This window comes from Micromonospora profundi (genome assembly GCF_011927785.1).
In the GTDB taxonomy this organism is placed as follows: domain Bacteria; phylum Actinomycetota; class Actinomycetes; order Mycobacteriales; family Micromonosporaceae; genus Micromonospora; species Micromonospora profundi.
In genome coordinates this window covers 6,436,133-6,457,027 of the sequence record NZ_JAATJK010000001.1, presented here as the reverse complement: position 1 = coordinate 6,457,027, position 20,895 = coordinate 6,436,133, and the positions used below count along the sequence as shown (strand labels likewise).

The window sequence follows — 20,895 nt, the reverse complement described above, 5'->3', positions numbered from 1 at the left end:
CGATACCACCCATCATGGAGCATGAATCCATCGAAGTTAATAGATTCCTTGCTAGTGGGAAAATCCCTGCTCGGAACAAGCCGGGCGTGATCGCCTCCTGTGGGAGCGCTCCCGCAACCGACGGTACCGCTCCGCGCGCGGTCCGTACACCCTGTCGGCCTCGTCGATAGTTGCGGCGGCACGTTTCCGGCTTCCCGGAAATCGCGCATCCCACCCGACCGACGCCCCAGGAAGCGAGTCGATCGAGCGGTGGCGTCAGGTGGCCGCTACGACGTGATGTCCTTGCGGGTGAACCGCCAGAACGCCAGCCCCCAGAACAGCGTCGCGTAGCAAATCGCCGAGATGCAGCCGCGCACCACGTCGTCGGTCTGCACCGGGGTGGAGAGCAGCCCCAACCAGGCGGTGCTGAAGTGGGTGGGCAGGAAGTCGCGCAGAGCCCCCAGGGCGGTGATCTGGTCCAGGATGCTGGACAGGATCCACAGCAGCACGGCGCCACCGACAGCGCCGAGCGCGGCGTCCGTCGTCACCGACAGCAGGAACGCCAGCCCCGCCACCACCAGGAGTACGACCGCCAGGTAGCCGAGCACGGCGAGCAGCCGGAGCAGCCCCTCGGTCGGCTCCAGCTCGGCGGCGACAGTGCTGCGCAGCGGCGACCAGCCGTAGCGCAGGGTGCCGGCCACCAGCGCGGTGCCGGCCAGCAGGAGCAGGGCCAGCCCCGAGTACGCGAGCGCGACCACGAGCTTCACCGTGAGCAGCCGGGCACGGGGCACAGGGACGGCCAGCAGGTAGCGCAGACTCCCCCAGCTCGCCTCGCTGGCCACCGTGTCGCCGCAGAACAGCGCGACGACCACCACCAGCAGGAACGACGCCGACACGAAGATCGAGAACAGGGTGAAGTTGAGCCCGCCCGAGGTGGCCAGCTCGACCAGGCTGGAGAACTCGTTGCGGCCGTTGTCGTCGTCACCGCCCGAGTCGAACTGGAACGCGATCAGGATGATCAGCGGCAGCAGCACCATGAACCCGAGCGCCAGCTGGGTGCGCCGCCGGGACGCCTGCCGGCGGAACTCCGCAGCGAACGGCATGGTGGCCGACGGCCGGTAGCCCCGGGCCGCACCGGCCGGATCGGTGACGCCCGACGGCGTGTCGACGGAAGAGCCAGCCATCACCGGTCACCGCTTCCCCGAGAGTTCTCGCCCACCAGGGCGAGGAACGCGTCCTCCAGGCGGCGCCGGGGCACCACCCGGTCCACTCCGATGCCGGCGCGTACCAGCTCGGCCACCACCTCGCTGCGGGCCGTGCCGTTGGTGTCGACCACCAACTGCCCGTCGCTCTCCGGCAGCACCCGTACGCCGTGCAGGCCGTCCAGCACCTGCCGCGCCGCCACCGGGTCGCTGACATCGAACAGCACGCTCGGCGACTCCCCCACGATCTCCTCCACCGGCCCGGACGCCACGATCCGGCCCTTGTTCACCACCACCGCGTGGGTGCAGGTCTGCTCCACCTCGGCCAGCAGGTGACTGGAGACCAGCACCGCGCGCCCGTCGGTGGCGTACCGCTGGAGGACTCGGCGCATCTCGGCGATCTGCGGCGGGTCGAGCCCGTCCGTCGGTTCGTCGAGCACCAGCAACTCGGGCAACCCGAGCATGGCCTGGGCGATCGCCAGTCGTTGGCGCATGCCGTGGCTGTAGTTCTTGATCTTCCGGTGCACCGAGTCGCCCAGCCCGGCGATCTCCAACGCCGCGTCGAAGTGCGCGTCCTCCCACGGCCGCCCGGTCGCCCGCCAGTACGCCTTCAGGTTGTCCAGGCCGGACAGGTGCGGCAGGAAACCGGGCCCCTCCACGAGCGCGCCGATGCGGGAGAGCACCGGTGAGCCGGGCACCAGCCGCCGACCGAAGACGTAGATCTCACCGGCGGTCGGCTGGGTCAGCCCCATCAGCACCCGCAGGGTCGTGGTCTTACCGGCCCCGTTGGGCCCGAGCAGGCCCACCACCTGCCCCGGATGCACCTCGAAGTCGACGTTCGACACGGCCACGAAGCCGTCCGCGTACTCCTTGCGCAGGGCGCGCACGGCAAGCGGCGTGTCCGCGTACTCCGGATGCACCGAGCGGTCCTGGCGGCGGTGGCGGCGGCGGACAACTGCGACGACCACGACGAGCCCGATCGCGATGGCCGCGAGCAGGCCGGCGAGCACCCAGCGCCACACGGTCGCGGCAGTGGGGATCGGCTCTCCGTCGATCGTGGGCAGGCTCACCGCGCCGTCCACCGCAACCGTGTAGACGGTGGGCTCGGCCGGAGTGGTGTACGCCTGGTCGGACGTGGCGACCACAAGGCGCAGCCGGTGTCCGGCCTCGACACGGTGGACGATGCCGGGCAGCGTCACGGTGACCGGGCGGGCATCCTGCACCTGCTCCGGCAGACCGGTGAGCCGGACCGGCGCGACCAGCCCGTTCGACAGGGTCGCGGCGCCGTCCTTGTCGACGTCGTAGAGCTTGACGAAGAGCACCGCCTCGCCGGTCGGCGACGCGGCCCGCACTGTGACTGTGGGCGCGCCCGCCACGTCCACCGCCTCGGTCAGCGGCGTCGACTCGAACCGGGCGTGCTGGCCCGGAACGTCGCCGGCCACCCCGCCGAGCAGCGAGGTGAGCCCGCCGGCGAACGGGATCGAGGAGATCGCCGCCGGATTGCCGTTCGGCGGGTTCGCGATCGGCTGCGGCGGGCCGGCGACGGTGACCTCTCGGCGGCTGTCGCCGTCCAGGCCCGGATAGTCGGTGGCGCGGAAGCCGGTGGCGACCAGACCCCTGTCGAGCGCGTCGAAGCCGGCGATGCGCGACCAGGTGAAGTCGTCACCGGGCGCGTCGCCCTCGCCCTTGACGTAGTGGTCGAGCCACTGGACGGTCAGGAACTTCACCCGGTCCGAATCCGAGCGGGGGCCAGCGCCGCCGTCGTGACCGCCGGTGAACCAGGCGACCCGCACCGGGGTGCCGGCGGCGGCGATGCCCTTGGCGTTGGCGTCCGCCTCGCCCAGGGGAAAGAGAGTGTCCGCCTCGCCCTGCACCAGCAGGGTGGGTGCCGTGATCCGGTCCAGCACGCCCGCCGGGCTGGACCGGCGCAGCAGGTCCACGGCGGCCTGGTCGGCCTGGCCGGTGGTGGCGATCCGCAGGTACGCGGCGCAGATGTCGGCGGCGAACCGGCCGCACGCAGGGTCGGCCGCTCCGGACGGTGCGCCACCCGGACCGGTGCCCGGCCCGCTGCCCGGCCCCGGGCTGGGCGGTCCGGCCGACGCGGGTGCGCCCTCCGGCTGGGCGGCTGTCGTCCCGGAAAGCCCGGCCGGGCCGCTGCCCACGTTGCCGCCCCCGCCGAAGAAGAGGCCCGCCCAGCCCTTCTTGAACACGCCCTCGGTCGGCGAACCGCCGGTGCTCTCCGGCAGGAACGCGCGGGACAGGTCGTTCCAGGTGATCATGGGGACGATCGCGTCCACCCGCCGGTCCTGGGCGGCCAGCAGCAGCGCCAGCGCGCCACCGTACGAGCCGCCGACCACGCCTACCTTCGGATCGCCAGGAGCGTCGGTGCGCACCTCGGGCCGGTCGGCCAGCCAGTCCAGCAGCCGCTGCGCGTCGCGTACCTCGTAGTCCGGGCTGTCCAGGTGGATCTGACCACCGCTGCGACCGAAGCCCCGCGCGGTCCAGGTGAGCACCGCGTACCCGCGCCCGGCGAACTCCTCCGCGTCGGAGCGCACCGAATCCTTTGTGCCGCCGAACCCGTGCGCCAGCAGCACGGCCGGCACCTTCCGTCCGGACGAGGCGTCGTCCGGCAGGTACAGGGTGGTGTCCAGGTCGACGGGCTGGTCACCGGCCGGTCCAGAGCGGACGGTGAGCATCGCGCTCTCGGTGCGTACCCCCGATCCCTGCGGCCACACCGCCCAGGTCACGGCGGCGGCCAGCAGGACGACGACCGCCGTCGCGGCGATCGCGCGACGGCGGGTGGGCAGGGCACGCCGGAACCACGCGGCCGGCGACGGCGATCTCATGCGGCACACGGTACGGCCCCGAGCCTGAGCGCTGGCTGAGATCCGCCGTACGTCCGTTCGGTTACTCCGATCGGTGATCGAGACGGGTGCGACCGCGCAACGTCCAGCGCTGGCCAGTGAGTTGAGTTCGCATTCCGTGAATTCCGATCTTCGTCGGAAATCCACCTCGATCCCTCCATGTCACACCCGCCAATGCCACGCAGCGTGTCTACAACCCGGACGAATGGTGACATCGCTCGAACTGACGCAAACCTGACTCTGCGCCAGCGACCCCACCTCGACGGCTTCGGTTAGTTTTCCGGTCCGGCGGACGGGACTCATCGATGAACCCGAAACCGCGTCGACCCCCGCCCGACGCCGGAGGAGACACACCATGACAGTTCCCGCGCCGCGGGCCCGTCGACGGACGTCCACGCTGGGCCGAATGCTGCCGCTGCTGCTCATCGCCGCGCTCCTGGCCCCGGTGGGCTTGCTGCTCACCCAGAGCTGGCAACACACCGGCGAGAATCGGGACCAGGCCTCCCGGGCACGGCTGGGCGTGGAGTACCTGCGCGCCCTCGCCCCGATCACCGAAGCCCTTGTGGAGGCCCAGTCGGCCGCCGTCAGCGGCCGGCCCGTCCCCGGTGAGCCGCTGACCCGCGCCGTCGAGCAGGCCGCCACGCTGGACGCCCGCATCGGCGTCGAACTGCGCAGCCAGGAACGCTGGGCCGGGCTCCGGGCCAAACTGGAAGCGCTGCGCGACCGCCGCCCCGCCGACCCGGAATCCGCCTACACCGCGTACGGCGAGGTCACCGACCTGCTGCTCGACCTGCACGACAAGGTCCGGGAGAGCTCCGGGCTGGTCCGTGATCCCGGCGCCGACTCGTACTTCCTCCAGGACAGCGTCGGCCAGGAACTGCCCGAGGCGATGGTGGGCGCCGGCCGGCTCGCCGACCTGGGCACGCTCGTCAGCCGCCGGCCCGCCGCCGAACGGACCCGCGGCCTCATCGAACTGACCAGCGTGCGGGTATCCGCCCTCGCCCCCGCCAACGGCGTGGTGGACAACCTGCGATCGGCGGTGGACAGCTCGGAGAGCACCGACCTGGGCGCGAACGTGCTGACCCCACTTGACGCCTACCAGCGGTCGGTGGAGGCGCTTGCCGCGTACTCGACCCCGGCCGCCGGCACCGGCGCGGTGGATCCCGGTCAACTGGCCGCCGCCGCGCTCAACTCGCGCAACGCCGCCCGGCAACTTCAGCCGGTCGTCCTCGCCGAACTCGACGCCCTGCTCGTAGAACGGCTCGACGGGCTGGACCGGGACCGCTGGATCACAGTCGGTGCCGCAGCCGTCGCCGTGCTGCTGCTGGGCTGGCTCGCCACACTGCTGATCGCGGCCGCCCGCCGGGCCCACCGACGCGCGGCCACGCCGACCACTGACGTGGACAGCTCGGGCGACCTGACGACGGGTGATCCCTGGCAGCCGCCGGGTGGCACGGGCAGACCCGCCGACCAGCGAACGCTGCAACCCGTCGGCGCGACCCAGCACACGGAGATCGCGCAGTGGGGGCCCTTCGATGCTTCTCGGTAGGCTCCGGATCCGCGGCAAGCTCGCGCTGCTCGTGGTGATCCCCCTGCTCAGCCTGGTCGGCCTCGCCGTTCCCGTGGTGCTCGACCGGGTTGCCGCCGCGCAACGCGCCGGCGAGATCACCGACCGCGTACGGCTCGCCAGCCAGGTCGGCAGTCTCCTTCAGGACCTTCAGCAGGAACGCGTCCTCTCGATCGGCTTCCTGCTCCGCCGGGTCGACCGCTCCGAACTGATCCGGAAGTCCGCAGATGTGGACGACCGGGTCGCCGACCTGCGATCCGGAGCCGACACGAAGCTGACCGACCGGGTCGAGCACGCCCTCGACGCGGTGTCCAGCCTCATCGATCTACGCTCGGCAGTGCTGACCGGCACCGCGAACCCGATCCAGGTGATGGAGGGGTTCGGCCCTGTCAACACCGGGCTCATCGAGTCGCTCCGGCTGAACTTCGGCGTGGACACCGACACGCTCACCGGCCGCCAGGTGCTCGCCCTTGACGGGCTGCTGCGCGCCGACGAGGGTCTGGGCGCCTGCGCCACCCTGAGCCTGGTGGTCAAGGCGACAGGCGCACCGCAGGCCAGCGCCGCGTACGTGGCGTGCATCGCCGCCCTCCAGGTGGACAGCCGACGCTTCCGGAGCCTGATCACACCCGATCAGCTCAAGGTCGCCCAGCTCCTGGACTCGGCTGTCGCCGCGCGTACCAGCCCCGACTTCCTTGTCACCAGCGCCCGGGACCCGGCCGGCGCCGTCCGCGACGTGCCGCTCGACGCGCTCTTCCCGTCCGTCCGCTCGATGATCCGACTCGGACAGTTCGTCGAGAAGAAGCTTGTCGCCGACGTGGTCGCCGAGGTCACCGCCGAGCGACGGCGGGCACTGACCGCCGCGCACCTGGTCGGTGGTGCCGCAGTGCTGATCATTGCGCTGGTGGTGCTGCTGAGCGCGGCTGTCGCGCGGACCGTGGCCCGGCCACTGACCCGCCTCACCCGCTCCGCCGACCGGGTCGCAAGGACCGCGGAGGCGGAGCTGATCCGGGTCACCGACGACGAGGCGGAGAGCGCACAGTCGGTACGTCTGGAACCTGTCGACATTCGGGCCAACGACGAGATCGGCGACCTGGCCCGGGCCTTCGACCGGGTGCAGAACACGGCGGCGCAGCTGGTCGAGCGGCAGATCGCCGGCCGGCGCAACGTGGCACAGATGTTCGGTCACGTCGGGCGGCGTACCCAGAACCTGGTGGGCAGGCAGATCGCCCTGATCGACCGGCTGGAGGAGCAGGAGGCCGACCCGGGCCGCCTCGAGCACCTGTACCGGCTCGACCACATCTCCAGCCGGTTGCGGCGCAACGCCGGCAGCCTGGTGGTGCTCTCCGGTTCGGCCGGGGCCGACCCGCACACCGCGCCGGTGCCGCTGGCGGACGTGGTGCGGTTGGCGCTCGGTGAGATCGAGGACTACACCCGGGTGGAGGTGCAGGTGCCGCCGGGCATCTCGGCCGCACCGGCAGTGGTCGGCGACCTCGTCCTGGCGCTGGCCGAGCTGATGGAGAACGCGACGGTGTTCTCCCCGCCGCACACCCGGGTGCTGGTGGCCGGTGAGCCGTCCGAGGTCGGTGCCCGGCTCACAGTGGTGGACCGGGGCATCGGCATGACCGAGCAGCGGCTGTTCGAGGAGAACGCACGCCTCACCCGGCGGGAACGCCTCGACCTCGCACCGACCGAGGTACTCGGCCTCTTCGTGGTGGGCCGGTTGGCCCGCCGCCACGGCTGGACGGTGCACCTGACCGCCACGGTGGGCGGTGGGGTGACCGCCCAGTTGGACATCCCGTCGGCGTCGCTTGTGGTGCGCCGTGCCGACCGGGCCGGGGCGACAGTGGCTCGGGCCGCGGTGCCGGACCGGAGCCGACGCCCCTCCGCCGCCGTCGACCCGGCGCCGAGCACCCCTTCCCGTGTCGCCACCGTCACCGCGGCCACCGCCGCGCCGGCCAGCCTGGAGACGGACCTGCTCAGCAGGGCCACCCGCAGCCTGGAATCCGGCGAGTCCTGGGACGCGTTCGGGGCCCGGGAGCCCGGCGACGCCCCGGTCACCGTCGACGCGGCGCACGCCCCCGCGCCGCCGGCCCCGGCCGGTCTGACGGACCCCAGCACCGGCCTGCCCCGTCGGCCAGCACAGGGAACCGCGCGCGTCGGCACGGGCCAACCCCGTCCGGCCACGGCCCCGGAGGCCCGGGAACCGTCGGGCAAGCCCGGCGGACCCCGGGTCCGGCAACGGGTTCCCGGTGCCAGTCTGGCCAGCACGGCCGCGCCGGTCGGGCCGGTCGACGCCACCGCCGCCGACCCGACCGCCGCCCGCGCACTGGTCGAGGCGGTCCAGGCGGGCGTACGCCGAGCCGAGCAGACCGTCACAATCGACCTGCCCGCCACGCCGGGCGACCCCATCCACCCGATAGTGGGCACCGGCGCCCCCGCAGACGCCACACTGGACCGTCCCCACCTCAACAGGCGGGTGCCCGGAGCGAACCTCACGGTCACCCCGCCCTGCCCGCCGACCAGCCCGCACCCCGGCGACCCGGCCGAGGTTCGCAACCTCATCACCGAGTTCGAGGCGGGCGTCGCCCGCGCTCTCCGTGAAGTCAGTCCAGACCGCCGGAACGAAGAAGGATCATCACGGTGACCAGCCCCTTCCTGCACGAAAACGTCGACCAGAGCCAGCCCGGCGCCGCGGGGGACCTCAGCCCGGAGGCCCGTACGTTCAACTGGCTGCTGGACTCCTTCACCTCCAGCACGGCCGGGGTCCTGGAGGCGATCGCCGTCTCCTCGGACGGGCTGCTGATGGCCATGTCGGCCATCAAGGACCGGTCCAACGCCGAGCGGCTTGCCGCAGTGGTCTCCGGCATGACCAGCCTCGCCGGTGGGGCGGCCAGTTGGTACGCGCTCGGCGGCCTGAACCGGGTGATCGTCGACATGGCCGACGGTTACCTGCTGATCAGCGCGATCAGCAGCGGTTCGGTGCTCGGCGTCGTCGCCGACCGGTCGGCCAACCTGGGCACCGTCGCCTACGAGATGACGCTCTTCGCTGGGAGGGCCGGTGGGGCACTCACCCCGCGGCTGATCGTCGAGCTGAAGAACTCCGTCCAGCAATGACTCCGGAGGTCCCCGGCGACGATCCGGATCCGGACCCGCGGGTCCGGATCCGCCCCTACCTGCGTACGCCGCACCCGGGTGGGGGCGGTACGCCGGCGGCGCCGGAGCCGGACGACGGCCGTCCGGCGGGTCCACGCCCGTTCGTGCTCACCTCGGGACGGGTGGAGAGCGTGGACCCGGCGATCGGGCTGGAGACGCAGGTGACCCTGCGCGCCGATGACGGCCGGTGGACCGGTACGTCGACAGCCCTGCTGGCGCCGGAGCTTCAGGCGATCATCGCGCTCTGCGCAGAGCCGATCTCCGTGGCCGAGTTGTCGGCCCGGACCCGGCTGCACTTCGGCGTGACCCGTGTCCTGGTCGGCGACCTGCGCGCCGCCGGTCACCTGGACGTGCACGTCACCGATGGCAACGACGCCTTCAACCCCGACCTCATCCTGCGAGTGATTGATGGACTCCGTGCGATCTCCTGAATGGCCGGTCGCCCCGATCGGGGGTCTCGCCGGCAACAGCGCCGCCGCCCGTTACGGCACGTCGCCAGGTACCGATCCCATGCTCGGGCGCGTCGGCCCGCCGCCGACCGCGCCTCCGCCACCGCCGTACCGGCCGGTGCCGAGTGCCGCGCCGTCGCTGCCGCCCGGCCGCCCGCCCGCGTCTCCACCGATACCTGTGAAGATCCTCGTCGCCGGCGGTTTCGGGGTGGGTAAGACCACCACCGTGGGGGCGATCTCCGAGATCGCGCCGTTGACCACCGAGGCCGAGATGACAAGCGCGGGGATCGGCGTGGACGACCCCGGCATCCGGTCGGCCAAGACCACGACCACGGTGGCGATGGATTTCGGTTGCGTGACCATCGACCGCAGCCTGAAGCTCTACCTGTTCGGTACGCCGGGGCAGGCGCGGTTCGGCTTCATGTGGGACGACCTGGCCCGGGGCGCGCTCGGTGCGCTTGTGGTGGTCGACAGCGCCCGGCTTGACGACTGCTTCCCGGCGGTCGACTTCTTCGAGCAGGCCGGGTTGCCGTTCGTGGTCGGCGTCAACGCGTTCGACGGTCGACTGGCCCTGGAGTTGGGTGAGATCCGCTGGGCGCTCGCCATCGGTGACCACGTACCCCTGGTGCAGTTCGACGCCCGGGATCGACTGTCGGTGCGGGACGCCCTGCTGGTCGTCCTGGACCGCGCGTTGGACCGGGCGACCCGGGACAGGTAGGGCCTGAGCCGACCGGCTCCGGTCGTGGCGGGAAGGGGTGATCGGGTGAGAGGCGACCTGGGCGACACACTGGCCCGGCTGGCCCGGCGCGAGGAGGCACTGCGCCGCAGGACCAGTGACCGTGACGACGCCTCGACGCCGCGTCCGGCCGGTGGCCCGGAGCATGGCCCGGGTGGTCGGGTCGACGCCACCGGGTCGGGCCGCCATGACGCTCGACACGCCGGGCGGGACGACACCGCCGACGTGGCCGGTTGGGGGCCGGTCGAGGCAGTGGTCGAGGCGGTGCGCGAGGTCGTCGGCGCCCACCCGGGGCTGGCGGTGACAGTCCACGTCGAGCACGACGGCCGGACGTACCCGCTGCGGGTCGACTGGGACAGCCAGGACGTCACTGTCGGTCCGGCACCGGCGGCACCAGTGGAGCCGCCACCGTCGTGGCCGCTGTCCGGCCGGACGGTGGCGGCCTGGACACCCGGCCCGCACGGGTTGACGCCGGACCCGGCGGCCCGCCTGGCTGAGTTGATCCGGCGCGATCCGACGCTGCTTGACGATGTGGATCCGGGACGCTGATCGTCACGGCTGGCCGGCGGCGGCTACGGTCGGGCGGTGGCGCAACCCGACCTGACTCTGATCGCGAGCCTGCGGCCCGCGGCGCTGGACGCCCGACGGGGCATCGTACGGCTGCACCCGGAGGCGCTGACCGCGCTGGGGCTACGCCCCGGTGACCCGGTCCGGCTGGACGGCCGCCGGGAGACCGCCGGGATCGTCGCGGCGGCCGACGCAGGCGCGAGCAGTGCCCTGCTGTATGCCGATGACCTGACACTCGGCAACCTCGGGCTGCGCGACGGCGGTCAGGTGCGGGTGTCGCCGCTGCCGTTGACCCCGGCGGGCCGGGTCACACTGGCCGGGCCTGTGGAGGTGGTCGCGGCGGTCAGTCCGGAGATGCTCCGGCTGGCCCTGCTGGGCAAGGTGCTCACGGTCGGCGACGACGTGTCGCTGCTGCCGCAGGACGTGCTGCCGGACGCCTCGGTGCGCAGCCTGGTCGAGGCGGCCCGCCGCAGCCTGTCCACGACGATCGGGTTCGCCTGGACCAGCACCCTGCTCACCGTTGTCGCCGTCGAGCCGTCCGCCGGGTCGCTGGTCACCATGGACACGCAGGTCGGCTGGGAGTACGGCCGGGCCACCCACGGCCCGACCGCCGGCCGGTCCTCCGCTCCAGCCGACGCCGGCCCGACCGCTCGGCGTGACGCCACGGCGGACGCGGCCCCCGCGCCGGAGACGGATGACGTGGACGACGCGCCCGACGTGGACGAGCTGCCCGGGCTGCGAGCCCAGGCCGAGGAGCTGACCGAGCTCCTGGATCTCGGCTTCCACCACCGGGAGGTGCTGGGCCGGTTGGGCACCACCATCTCGCTCGGTGTGCTGCTCGGCGGGCCGGCAGGCTCGGGCAAGTCGGCGCTGGTCCGGGCCGTCGCGGCCAAGGTCGGTGCACGCGTACACCCTCTGTGGGCGCCGGAGGTGGCAGCGCTGAGCAACCAGGCGGCCGCCGACCGGCTGCGGGCCGTGGCGACGGCAGCCCGCGCCGACGGGCCGGCGGTGCTGCTGGTCACCGACCTGGAGGCGCTGGCCCCGGCGGACGAACCCGGCCCGCTGGCCACTGTGTTCCGGCAGGTGCTCGCGGAGAGCGTCCGGGCTGGCGTCGCAGTGGTCTGCACCACCAGCCGGCCCGAGGCTGTCGACCCGGCGCTGCGCGCACCCGACCTGCTGTCGCTGCGGATCAGCATCCCGCTGCCCGACCCGGCCCTGCGCCGCGAGCAGCTCGGCGTCCTGACCCGGCAGGTGCCGCTCGCCGACGACGTCCGGCTCGACGAGGTGGCCGGGCGTACCCCTGGGTTCGTCGCGGCGGACCTGGCCGCGCTGGTCCGGGAGGCCGGGGTACGCGCCGCGCTGCGGCAGAAGTCCGCCCAGACGCCGACCGTGTCGATGGCCGATTTCACCGCCGCCCTGGAGGTGGTCCGGCCCACGACGATGGCCGCGTCGACACTGGAGTTGGCATCGGTGACCCTTGACGACGTGGGTGGGCTCGACGAGGTCAAGCAGACGCTGACCGAGTCGGTGCTGTGGCCGCTCACGTACCCGGACACCTTCGCCCGGCTCGGCGTGCAGCCGCCCCGCGGTGTGCTGCTCTACGGTCCGCCGGGCTGCGGCAAGACGTACCTGGTGACGGCCCTGGCCGGGTCGGGGCGGGCGAACGTGCTGTCGGTGAAGGGTGCCGAGCTGCTCTCCAAGTGGGTGGGTGAGAGCGAACGCGCCGTACGTGAGCTGTTCCGCCGTGCCCGGGAGGCGGCGCCGACGCTGATCTTCCTGGACGAGATGGACGCGCTGGCCCCGGTACGCGGGCAGTCCACCGACGGGGGCACGACGGACCGGGTGGTCGCCGCCCTTCTCACCGAACTAGACGGGGTGGAGACCCTGCGCAACGTGGTGGTCATCGGCGCGACGAACCGTCCGGACCTGGTCGACCCGGCGCTGCTGCGGCCGGGCCGGTTGGGGCGGCTTGTCTACGTGCCGCCGCCGGACGCGGAGGCGCGCGCGGAGATCCTGCGGGCCGCGTCCCGACACGTGCCGCTGGCACCCGACGTCGACCTGGCCGCCCTCGGCGAGGAGCTGACCGGGTTCTCGGCGGCGGACTGCGCGGCGCTGGTCCGGGAGGCGGCGCTCGCGGCGATGCGGGAGTCGCTGGCCGCCGCCACCGTCACCGCCGCGCACGTGGCCATCGCGCGGGAACGGGTCCGTCCGTCGCTGGACCCGGCTCAGGTGGAGTGGCTCGCCAGGTACGCCGCCGAGCGGGGGTGACAGGCGCGGCGGCCAGTCACGCGGGGCCTCAGCGCGCGGGCGGCGTCGGGCTTCAGCGCGCGGGCGGCGTCGAGTCGAGGCAGATCTCGGCGTGCACCTTCCCGCCGGCCTCGCGCAGCGTCGCGCCGCACTTCTGCAGGACCGCGATCGCCCCGGCGTTGTCAGGGGTCGTCTCGGCCACCACGTTTCGCATGCCTGCCCCGGCCGCGGCGATGAGCAGCCCCCGCAGTGCGGCGGCGCCGATCCCCTGCCCGCGCGCGGACCTGCCGAGCCACATCCCGGCCTCCACCGTGCCCGGCTCGTCACAGCGAGTCATCCTGATCATGCCCAGCACCTCGCCGCCGACAGTGACGGCGTACATCTGCGAGCCGGTCGGGCCGTCCAGGCCGCCGAAGCTTCCCCGGTGGTAGTTCCGGAACGCTTCCCGACGGGCGAGCGACCAGCCGGCAGGCGCCTCGACCGGGGGCATCACGTCATGGGGTTCGGCTTCAGCAGCCGCTACTGAGAGCAACGACTCGAGGTTCCGCTCGTCCACCGGCTCCAGCCGGACCGCACCTGGCACGTGCCGCAGTCTGCCGTCCTCATGGGCTGAAGTCCACCCCATTGGCCTTGCACTGGCGGTCCGGTCACCGGTACCGGCCGGTCGGGCGCTCGAGGTGTTCCTCCTCACGCTCCGTTGCCACCCTTCGGGGTGACAGGAGTTCAAACGGCGGACTCGAACTCGCAGAACACCACCGAGGCGTCGTCGGTCGCCTTGTGCCGGCGTAGCCGGTCGGCGTACTCGCGCTCGGCGGCCCGGACCCGGTCGATGAGCGCCGCCGGCCCGTCGGCGCTCAACTGGTCCAGCAACCCTGGCCAGTCGGTCAACCCGAACTGCTCGACCGCGCTGGACGCGCCGTCGCTGAGCAGCGCCGCCCGGCGCAGCGCCCCCGGGCCGTGCCGGGGCACCGAACCGGTCACCGCGTGGAACGCCGCGTCCGGGTCGGCCGCCGCGACCCAGTAGCCGTGGGTACGGTTCATCCGCTCCCGCTGGACGCCCACCGCGTGCCGGAATCGGGTGACCGGGTCCACAGCCCCGGCCGGCACGGTCGCGACCATCTGCCGCAGTTCGGCCATCGCCACCTCCAGCCGGTCGTCGGTCACCACGCTGATGTGGCCGCCTTCGTCGAGCACCAGCGGGCTGTCGCAGAGCACCAGGTAGTCCACCTGGTCACCACGGTCCCGCAGCAGGCACACGGTGCTGGACGGCGTACCAGGGTGGTCGAGGTCGCACTGCCCCCCGTGGTCGGCGCGGACGGCGAGGATGGCCGCGGCCAGGTTGCTCGTCAGCCGGGCCGCTGGGCGTACCGCCTCGGCCACCGCGATCCGGGCGGCCAGGTGCCTGACGTACCACTCCGGCCCGTGCACGCATCCGGTGTCGAAGCCGTCCGGCACTGTCGCCCCGTCCAGGACGCCGACCAGCGGGCCGACCTGGAAGGCAAGATCCTCGTTCACCTCGCGGCCGGGGGCCGGCGCGGACGCGGTACGTACCCGCATCATCGGCGCCGACCCCGCCCGGCCGACCGGGTCATCGCTGCCGGAGGTCGTCGACGGCCGCATGCGTCTGCCCCTGCACCTGCCCGGCGGAGGACCGGCCCTGCTCCCGAACCGTGGACATCCCCTGCTCGGCGGAGGACCGCACCGACTGCGCCGCCTGCTGGGCAGGCTCCCGCAGGTTGTCCCGGACCTGGTGGCCGACCTGGCTCGCCTGGTCGCGCAGCTGATCGGAGTGTTCGCTCACCATGTCGCGGGCCCGCCCGGCCAACTGCCGCTCCCGCCCGCTCGGCGGGACCAGGGAGGCGGCCAGCAGGCCGACACCGAAGGCGACAAGCCCTGCCGCGAGTGGGTTGCCCTGCGCCTGCTCGCGGGACTGCCGACCGAGTGACCGGGCCTCGTTCCGGGCCGAGTAGACCGCACCCTGCGACTGGTGCCCCAACGACCGGGCCTCGTCGCGGACCGAATTGGCCATGTGCGACATCCGCTCGCTGGACTGCTGACGGTTGTGGCTCGTGCTGCCCATCACCTTCTCCTTCGCTCGGGTGAACGCGCCACGGGCCTCGCCCACGCGGTCACCGGCGATGCGACGCGGGTTCATCTTGTCGGTCAACGCGTCGATGTCGTTGCTCAACTCGTTGCGGGTCGTCTCGATCTCCCGCCGGATCTGATCCGGATCACTCGACATGACCTGCTCCCCTCGCGACGTGGTCACCGGCCCCGCAGGGCGTCCGGTATTTCCTGTGCGCTCTGCTTCGTCCGCGGCAGTACGGCACGCAACTGGCGCGCCTGGTTCCGCGCGTTGACGAAGAGGCCGCCGGCGATGACGCCCCAGATGATCGCGACGATAAGCGCGGCCCAGCCCTCGTCCATCGTGTTGGACAGACCCCACCAGACGGCGTACGACACGAACAGCACGGCCAGGAACCCGGCCAGCCCCGCCCCGCCGAACATGCCACCGGCCTTGCCAGCCTGGGTGGCCTCCTCGCGGAGTTCGGCCTTGGCCAGTTCGACCTCCTTGCGCATCAGCGTGGAGAGGTCCCTGGTCACGTCACCCATCAGGTCGCCAACGGACGCCTGGGTCCGTTCCTTCTCCGGGGCGCTCACGGTGCCACCCCACCCGGCACGTCCCGTTCCGGCTGGCCAGGCGGCGAGGTGTTCTGCGCCCGAGCAGCCCCGCTGTACGGCTGCGGTCGCGCGCCGGCTGTCTCGCCCTGTGGTGGAGGTGGCTCGCTGGACATCGCCACGCCGCCGCCACCGCCGGTCAGGCCACGGGTAAGCCGTCCGACCAGCAGCCCGGCCACGGCCGCGCCAGCGAGGAAGGTGCCGGGATGCTGCCGGGCGTACGTCCGCACGTCGTCCAGCACCTCACCGGGCTCCCGTCCGTCGAGCCAACCGGCGGCGCGGTCGGCGGCGTCGGCTGCCCGGCGGACCGCCTGGCCTGCCAGGCCGGAGTCACCGTCCCGTTCGGCCATGTTGTGGAACCCCTGGCCCAGGCCGCGCAGACCGTCGACGGCCCGCTGCTGCTGAGACCGGGCCTGTTCCTGAAGCTGATTGGTGGCCTCCCCGGTCAGGTGCCGGGCCTGTTGGCGCGCCTCGGCGGCCACCTGCCCACCCTGCTCGGCGGCGGCGTGGGCAACCTGGCCGCCGGCCTGGGCGGCCTGGTGTCCGACCTGGGACGCCTCCTGCCGCGCCTGTTGGGCTCTGCCGGTCGCACCTTGCGATGGCCGGCTCGGGTTGGCACCCGTCATGATCCCTCCCCCCGTCGGACCGCAGCCGCTGAGCAGCGGCTCGGTCTCCCCGGTGCCTACCCGTCCGGCTTGGCGACATGCTTTGGTCGACTGCGGCGGACCGGGCACCGGGGACGGCGTACTCAACCGGGCATGGTCGGTACGAATGCGACGCCCGCTGCGGGGCGCACGGAGGACGGATGTCCGCTCAGCGGCGGCGGTTACGGGCGCGTGACGAGCGCAGCCGGCGGAGACGGCCGATCAGCACGGGGTCGGCCGCGAGCGCCGCCGGATTGTCCAACAGCCCGTTGAGCAGCTGGTAGTAGCGCGTCGAGGAGAGGCCGAACGTGTCCCGGACGGCCTGCTCCTTGGCACCGGCGTGCCGCCACCACTGCTGCTCGAAGGCGAGGATCGCCAGTTCCCGCGCTGTCAGTCCCGCGGCGGCCGGTTCGGCGAGTTCGGCGGGTTCGGCCGCAATCTCGTCGTCCAGCCCAATGTCGTCGTCCAGCCCGGCGTCGTCGGTGCTCTCGACCTGTGGTGCCGGCCGGGGCGTCGGAACGCTCGGCGAGCCGGCGCCCGTCGTGTCGCCCGGACGAGCGTCGATGGACGGCTCGGGGGCGGCCGGGGAGGCGTCGGCGGGCATGACGTTCAGCCTAACCAGGGACGACCAAGGTCGCAGCAGCCGGCACGGCCGGCCCCGCTCGTCGGATGACCGACGGCCGGACCGGCCGCGCGCTGTTGTTTCCTGTCGGGCTGACGCTGGTCAGGAGATGTCGCGCCGCCGCATCGCCCAGAGCGCCGCGCCGAGGATCACCACGACGCCGACCGAGAACAGCACAGACGACTGCTGCCAGGTGATGTCCATGGTGGCCGGATTGCACTCGCCGTAGTAGTTCGCGTTGCAGGAGTTCCAGTCCTCCAGGGTGATCTTCTTGGTCATCCACGCCAGCGCGTACGTGGGCAGCAGCCATGCCTCGGCGAACCGTACGCTCGCCATCTCAAGGAGGATGCCCAGCCCGAACTGGCCGACCACCATCAGCGCGACGACACCACCGAGGGCCATCGCCGTGTGCCGTCCGAGCGAGGCCAGCGCGAATCCGATGGTGGTGACCGCAAGCACCAGCACCACGCCGCGCAACCCGGTCAGGGCGAACGACTGCCAGGCCCCGGAGGTCATCTTCTCGGTGCTGCCGCGGAATGTCGCGACCGCCCAGAACCCGGCGAACCAGAGCACCGCGGCGGGCAACGTCACCGCCAGGACGCCGGTGAGCAGCGCGGCCAGCTTGGTGAGCAGTACGGTGAGCCGCTTCGGTCGCCAGAGCAGCAGGTTCATCATGCCGCCGGTGCTCCACTCGGCGCCGATGAAGGACGCGCCGATCACGAATCCGACAAGCGCGAGGATCGCCGCGAACGGGACCAGCGTCTCGTCGAACGTCTCGCGGAAGTTGAAGGTCGAAGGCAGGAACCACTTCGCCTCGATCTGGTCGCGGCTCGGCGCCGTGATCACCGAGCAGTCGGCGGGGTAGCGGCCGTCGTTCGGTGTGCCGGCTGCCTTGGCCCGCTCGCACTCGACACGCTCCTGCTCGCTCCAGCGCACCTGCTCCTGGTGCTGCTGGTCGGCCTGACGCTCGGCCTTGGCGAGCTGAGCAGCGTCGATCTTCTGGTTGGTGAAGAAGACACCGACCACCACTGCGGCCAGCACCAGCAGGCCGAGCAGCGACATGTAGCGGGTGAAGCGCCGCTTGGCGAGCCGGCGCAGCTCCGTACGATAGAGGCTCACGCGCCCCACCCTCCTGCGGCGGCACCGGGCTGGCCCGTCCCACCGACCTTTGCGGACTGGTCGACCTGCCGGTTCTGACCGGGTACCGGCGCGGTGGCGGTGAGTTCCAGGAAGACGCTCTCCAGGTCGACCGCTATCGGAGCCAGCTCGCTGACGTAGAGGTGCTGCTCGGCGAGCAGACGTGTGACGGTGGCCGGCTTGTCGACGCCGGTCAGGATCAGGTGGTCCGGGTGCCCGGTGACCCGGACGCCGGCCCGGGTGAGCGCGTCGGTGGCCGCCGGCAGGTCGCTGACCGCCTCCAGCCGGACCCGGACTCCGCCGGACGAGTGCTGTGCGAGCACCTCGTCGACCGGCCCGAAGGCGACCCTCCGACCGAGCGAGATGATGGTGACCGAGTCGCAGATCAGCTGGATCTCGCCGAGGATGTGGCTGGACAGCACGACTGTCATGCCGTGTTCGGCGAGTGTCCGCATCAGCGTGCGCATCTCGCGGATGCCACCCGGGTCGAGGCCGTTCGCCGGCTCGTCGAGGATGAGCAGCTTAGGGTCCTTCAGCAGGGCGGAGGCGACGGCGAGCCGCTGCTTCATTCCAAGCGAGTACGTCTTGACACGCTCGCCGGCGCGGTCGCGCAGCCCGACCATCTCCAGGGCCTCGTCCACGCGGACGGCGGGCACCTCGCCCGCGCTGGCCAGCAGGGACAGCGTGTCGCGGGCCGTGAAGTGCGGGAAGAACTGCGGGCTCTCGACGATCGCGCCGACCTGGCTGGCGACTGTGGACAGCGCGTGGGGCACCTCGTGGCCGAGCAACGCCATCCGACCACCGTCGGGCCGGATCAGACCGAGCAGTGTGCGCAGGGTAGTCGTCTTACCGGACCCGTTGGGGCCGAGGAAGCCGTGCACCTGCCCTGCCTCGACCCGCATGTCGAAGCCGTCGAGCGCGTTGCGGGTGCCTCGTCGACGACTCTTGTACGTCTTACGTAGACCTTCGATCTCCAGGACAGCTGGCAAGCTGCACCTCCCCCGATGGTGGGCGTGACAGCCGACACCATACGCGGTATGCAGGCGCGCGCAATACCCGGTATGCATCGACGCGCCGATCGATGTATTCCATTGACGGAGCGTGACCGCTCAGGCGCAGACGACCTGCACTCCCGCCGCCCGGAAGGCGTCCACCACCTCGGGTGCGGCACCGGAGTCGGTGACCAGGGTCTCGACCCGCTCGACCGGGCAGATCCGGGCGAAGGCGTGACCACCCAGCTTGGACGAGTCCGCGATGATCACCACGCGCTTGGCGCGGGCCACCATGAGGTTGTTCATGGCGGCCTCGCCCTCGTGGTGGGCAGCCGCGCCGAGCTGCGGGTCGATGGCGTCGACGCCCAGCAACGCGACGTCAAGCGTGACCTCGCGCAGCAGCGCCCCGCCCAGCGGGCCGACGAGTTCGAACGACTTCGGGCGTACCACCCCGCCGGCCACAACCACCTTCATCCGGGACCGCACGAGCAGCTCGTTGGCGATGTTCAGCGCGTTGGTCACCACAGTGAGCTGGGCGCCCTCGGCGCTGGTGTTCAGATCCGGCCGTACGGCGAGCGCCCGGGCCACCTCGGTGCTCGTGGTGCCACCGTTCAGGCCGACCACAGTGCCGGGCGTGACGAGCGCGGCGGCAGCGGCGCCTATCCGCTGCTTCTCCGCCGAGTGCTTTGCCGTCTTGTAGCGCAGCGGCAGGTCGTACGAGACCCCGTTGGCGACCGCGCCACCCCGCGTGCGGGTGATCATCTGCTGCTGGGCGAGCTGGTCGAAGTCACGTCGGATGGTGGCCTGGGAGACGTCCAGCCGCTCGGCTGCCGCCTCGACGCTCACCCGGCCGTTGTCGGTCAGCATTTCGAGCAGGGCGTTCCATCTGGCGTACCGGTCCACCGAGGGCCCTCCACTGACTGCACGAACGGTGATTGATTGCGTGCACACTAGTGCGCGAAACTGGGTGGGCGCAAAAGACAGACCTGCGCGAACGGACGGCCGGTTGCCACAGCCACCCCGGTTCGCGCAGAATGACGCGCGAAATACGGATGTAACGAGCCGTATTGCGCACAGCTCGCTGCGAGGGAGTTTCCCATGACGTACGTGGACGCGGAGATCGCGAGCCAACCCGACTGCTGGCGGGAAGCGGCCCGACTGTCCGGCGTCGTACGCGGCGACCTTCCGCGCCCCGGCGAGCGGGTCGCGGTCGTCGGTTGCGGCACGTCGTGGTTCATGGCGATGGCGTACGCCGCCCGCCGCGAGCAGACCGGCCAGGGCGAGACCGACGCGTTCCAGGCGTCCGAGTTCCCCGCCGGCCGCCGCTACGACCGGCTGATCGCCATCACCCGCTCCGGCACCACCACCGAGGTGCTGGAACTCCTCGCCGCGCTGCGCGGGGTCACCCCCACCACAGTCATCGTCGGCGACCCGGCGTCCCCGGCGGTCGAGCTGGCCAGTGCCGCGGTGACAATGCCCTTCGCCGACGAGCGGTCGGTGGTGCAGACCCGCTTCGCGACCACAGCGCTGGCCCTGCTGCGCGCCCACCTCGGCGACCCGGTGACCGCGCTCGCCGCCGACGCCGAGGTGGCGGTGCGCTCCCCGCTGCCGATCGACCCGACAAGCATCGAGCAGGTCACCTTCCTCGGTCGGGGGTGGACGGTCGGACTGGCCCAGGAGGCCGCCCTGAAGTGCCGGGAGGCGGCCACCTTCTGGGCCGAGGCGTACCCGGCGATGGACTACCGGCACGGCCCCATCTCGATCGCCGGTCCCGGCCGGCTGGTCTGGGCGTTCGGTGAGCTGCCCGACGGGCTGCCCGAGGACGTGGCGGCCACCGGCGCGGCTTTCGTGCACAGCCGTACGCACGGCTGGCGCACGGTGCTCGGCAGCTGGTCGGCCGGTCGTACGCCGGTCGACCCGATGGCCGACCTGATCCTGGCCCAGCGCTTCGCCGTCGCGCTGGCGACAAGCCGCGGCCTCGACCCGGATGCGCCGAGGCACCTCACCCGGTCCGTGGTGTTGGCGTGAGCGCGAGGAGTGAGCCGGGTTTGCGAGCC

19 protein-coding genes are annotated in these 20,895 nt (G+C 72.3%); 8 read left to right on the top strand and 11 right to left on the bottom strand.

Features of this window, described 5'->3' with window-relative positions:
• Positions 1-266: 266 nt before the first annotated feature.
• Together F4558_RS28900 and F4558_RS28895 are read right to left on the bottom strand one after the other, a co-directional pair.
• On the bottom strand, positions 267-1,163 hold the full coding sequence (locus F4558_RS28900) for an ABC transporter permease (RefSeq protein ID WP_053654349.1): 897 nt from the start codon (positions 1,161-1,163) through the stop codon (positions 267-269).
• Entirely contained in the window at positions 1,163-4,027 is a 2,865-nt protein-coding gene (locus tag F4558_RS28895) for an alpha/beta fold hydrolase (RefSeq protein ID WP_167946813.1), read from the bottom strand. The genes F4558_RS28900 and F4558_RS28895 overlap by 1 nt, the downstream gene beginning before the upstream one ends.
• A gap of 373 nt (positions 4,028-4,400) precedes the next feature.
• Between F4558_RS28895 and F4558_RS28890 the strand changes: the two genes are divergently transcribed.
• Genes F4558_RS28890 through F4558_RS28860 form a run of 7 tightly spaced genes read left to right on the top strand, consistent with a single transcriptional unit; the run spans position 4,401 to position 12,785 of the window.
• Positions 4,401-5,594, top strand: coding sequence for a hypothetical protein (locus F4558_RS28890; protein ID WP_053654353.1), 1,194 nt, complete (start codon positions 4,401-4,403; stop codon positions 5,592-5,594).
• On the top strand, positions 5,581-8,256 hold the full coding sequence (locus F4558_RS28885) for a sensor histidine kinase (protein ID WP_167946811.1): 2,676 nt from the start codon (positions 5,581-5,583) through the stop codon (positions 8,254-8,256). Before F4558_RS28890 ends, F4558_RS28885 begins: the two co-directional genes overlap by 14 nt.
• Positions 8,253-8,726, top strand: coding sequence for a roadblock/LC7 domain-containing protein (locus F4558_RS28880; protein ID WP_053654358.1), 474 nt, complete (start codon positions 8,253-8,255; stop codon positions 8,724-8,726). Before F4558_RS28885 ends, F4558_RS28880 begins: the two co-directional genes overlap by 4 nt.
• Positions 8,723-9,196, top strand: coding sequence for a DUF742 domain-containing protein (locus F4558_RS28875; RefSeq protein ID WP_053654360.1), 474 nt, complete (start codon positions 8,723-8,725; stop codon positions 9,194-9,196). Before F4558_RS28880 ends, F4558_RS28875 begins: the two co-directional genes overlap by 4 nt.
• On the top strand, positions 9,174-9,932 hold the full coding sequence (locus tag F4558_RS28870) for a GTP-binding protein (RefSeq protein WP_197281491.1): 759 nt from the start codon (positions 9,174-9,176) through the stop codon (positions 9,930-9,932). The genes F4558_RS28875 and F4558_RS28870 overlap by 23 nt, the downstream gene beginning before the upstream one ends.
• A 45-nt stretch (positions 9,933-9,977) precedes the next feature.
• Positions 9,978-10,499 (top strand): hypothetical protein, encoded by a 522-nt coding sequence (locus tag F4558_RS28865; protein ID WP_167946809.1) that lies wholly within the window; start codon positions 9,978-9,980, stop codon positions 10,497-10,499.
• 36 nt (positions 10,500-10,535) lie between these two features.
• On the top strand, positions 10,536-12,785 hold the full coding sequence (locus tag F4558_RS28860; protein WP_167946807.1) for an AAA family ATPase: 2,250 nt from the start codon (positions 10,536-10,538) through the stop codon (positions 12,783-12,785).
• A 52-nt stretch (positions 12,786-12,837) separates the two neighbouring features.
• Here the strand turns inward: F4558_RS28860 and F4558_RS28855 are convergent, their stop codons facing one another.
• The 9 genes from F4558_RS28855 to F4558_RS28815 form a co-directional block, all read right to left on the bottom strand.
• Positions 12,838-13,347 (bottom strand): GNAT family N-acetyltransferase, encoded by a 510-nt coding sequence (locus F4558_RS28855; RefSeq protein WP_157552408.1) that lies wholly within the window; start codon positions 13,345-13,347, stop codon positions 12,838-12,840.
• A gap of 140 nt (positions 13,348-13,487) precedes the next feature.
• A complete protein-coding gene (locus tag F4558_RS28850; protein ID WP_167946805.1) occupies positions 13,488-14,384 on the bottom strand; it encodes a hypothetical protein in 897 nt (298 codons plus the stop codon).
• A complete protein-coding gene (locus tag F4558_RS28845; protein WP_167946803.1) occupies positions 14,353-15,006 on the bottom strand; it encodes a DUF3618 domain-containing protein in 654 nt (217 codons plus the stop codon). Before F4558_RS28845 ends, F4558_RS28850 begins: the two co-directional genes overlap by 32 nt.
• A 23-nt stretch (positions 15,007-15,029) precedes the next feature.
• A complete protein-coding gene (locus tag F4558_RS28840) occupies positions 15,030-15,425 on the bottom strand; it encodes a phage holin family protein (RefSeq protein WP_053654373.1) in 396 nt (131 codons plus the stop codon).
• Positions 15,422-16,069 (bottom strand): hypothetical protein, encoded by a 648-nt coding sequence (locus tag F4558_RS28835; RefSeq protein WP_053654375.1) that lies wholly within the window; start codon positions 16,067-16,069, stop codon positions 15,422-15,424. Before F4558_RS28835 ends, F4558_RS28840 begins: the two co-directional genes overlap by 4 nt.
• Positions 16,070-16,256: 187 nt before the next feature.
• Positions 16,257-16,691 carry a DUF3263 domain-containing protein gene (locus F4558_RS28830; protein ID WP_053654378.1) on the bottom strand — a complete coding sequence of 145 codons (435 nt, stop codon included), beginning with the start codon at positions 16,689-16,691 and terminating at the stop codon, positions 16,257-16,259.
• Between the two features lie 120 nt (positions 16,692-16,811).
• On the bottom strand, positions 16,812-17,828 hold the full coding sequence (locus F4558_RS28825; RefSeq protein ID WP_053655030.1) for an ABC transporter permease subunit: 1,017 nt from the start codon (positions 17,826-17,828) through the stop codon (positions 16,812-16,814).
• Positions 17,825-18,835, bottom strand: coding sequence for an ABC transporter ATP-binding protein (locus F4558_RS28820; protein WP_167946801.1), 1,011 nt, complete (start codon positions 18,833-18,835; stop codon positions 17,825-17,827). Before F4558_RS28820 ends, F4558_RS28825 begins: the two co-directional genes overlap by 4 nt.
• 120 nt (positions 18,836-18,955) lie before the next feature.
• Positions 18,956-19,741, bottom strand: coding sequence for a DeoR/GlpR family DNA-binding transcription regulator (locus F4558_RS28815; protein ID WP_053654382.1), 786 nt, complete (start codon positions 19,739-19,741; stop codon positions 18,956-18,958).
• A gap of 195 nt (positions 19,742-19,936) precedes the next feature.
• Here F4558_RS28815 and F4558_RS28810 point away from each other — a divergent pair, with 195 nt between their 5' ends.
• Positions 19,937-20,866: an SIS domain-containing protein gene (locus F4558_RS28810; protein WP_167946799.1), complete on the top strand. Its 930-nt coding sequence runs from the start codon at positions 19,937-19,939 to the stop codon at positions 20,864-20,866.
• Positions 20,867-20,895 lie beyond the last annotated feature (29 nt).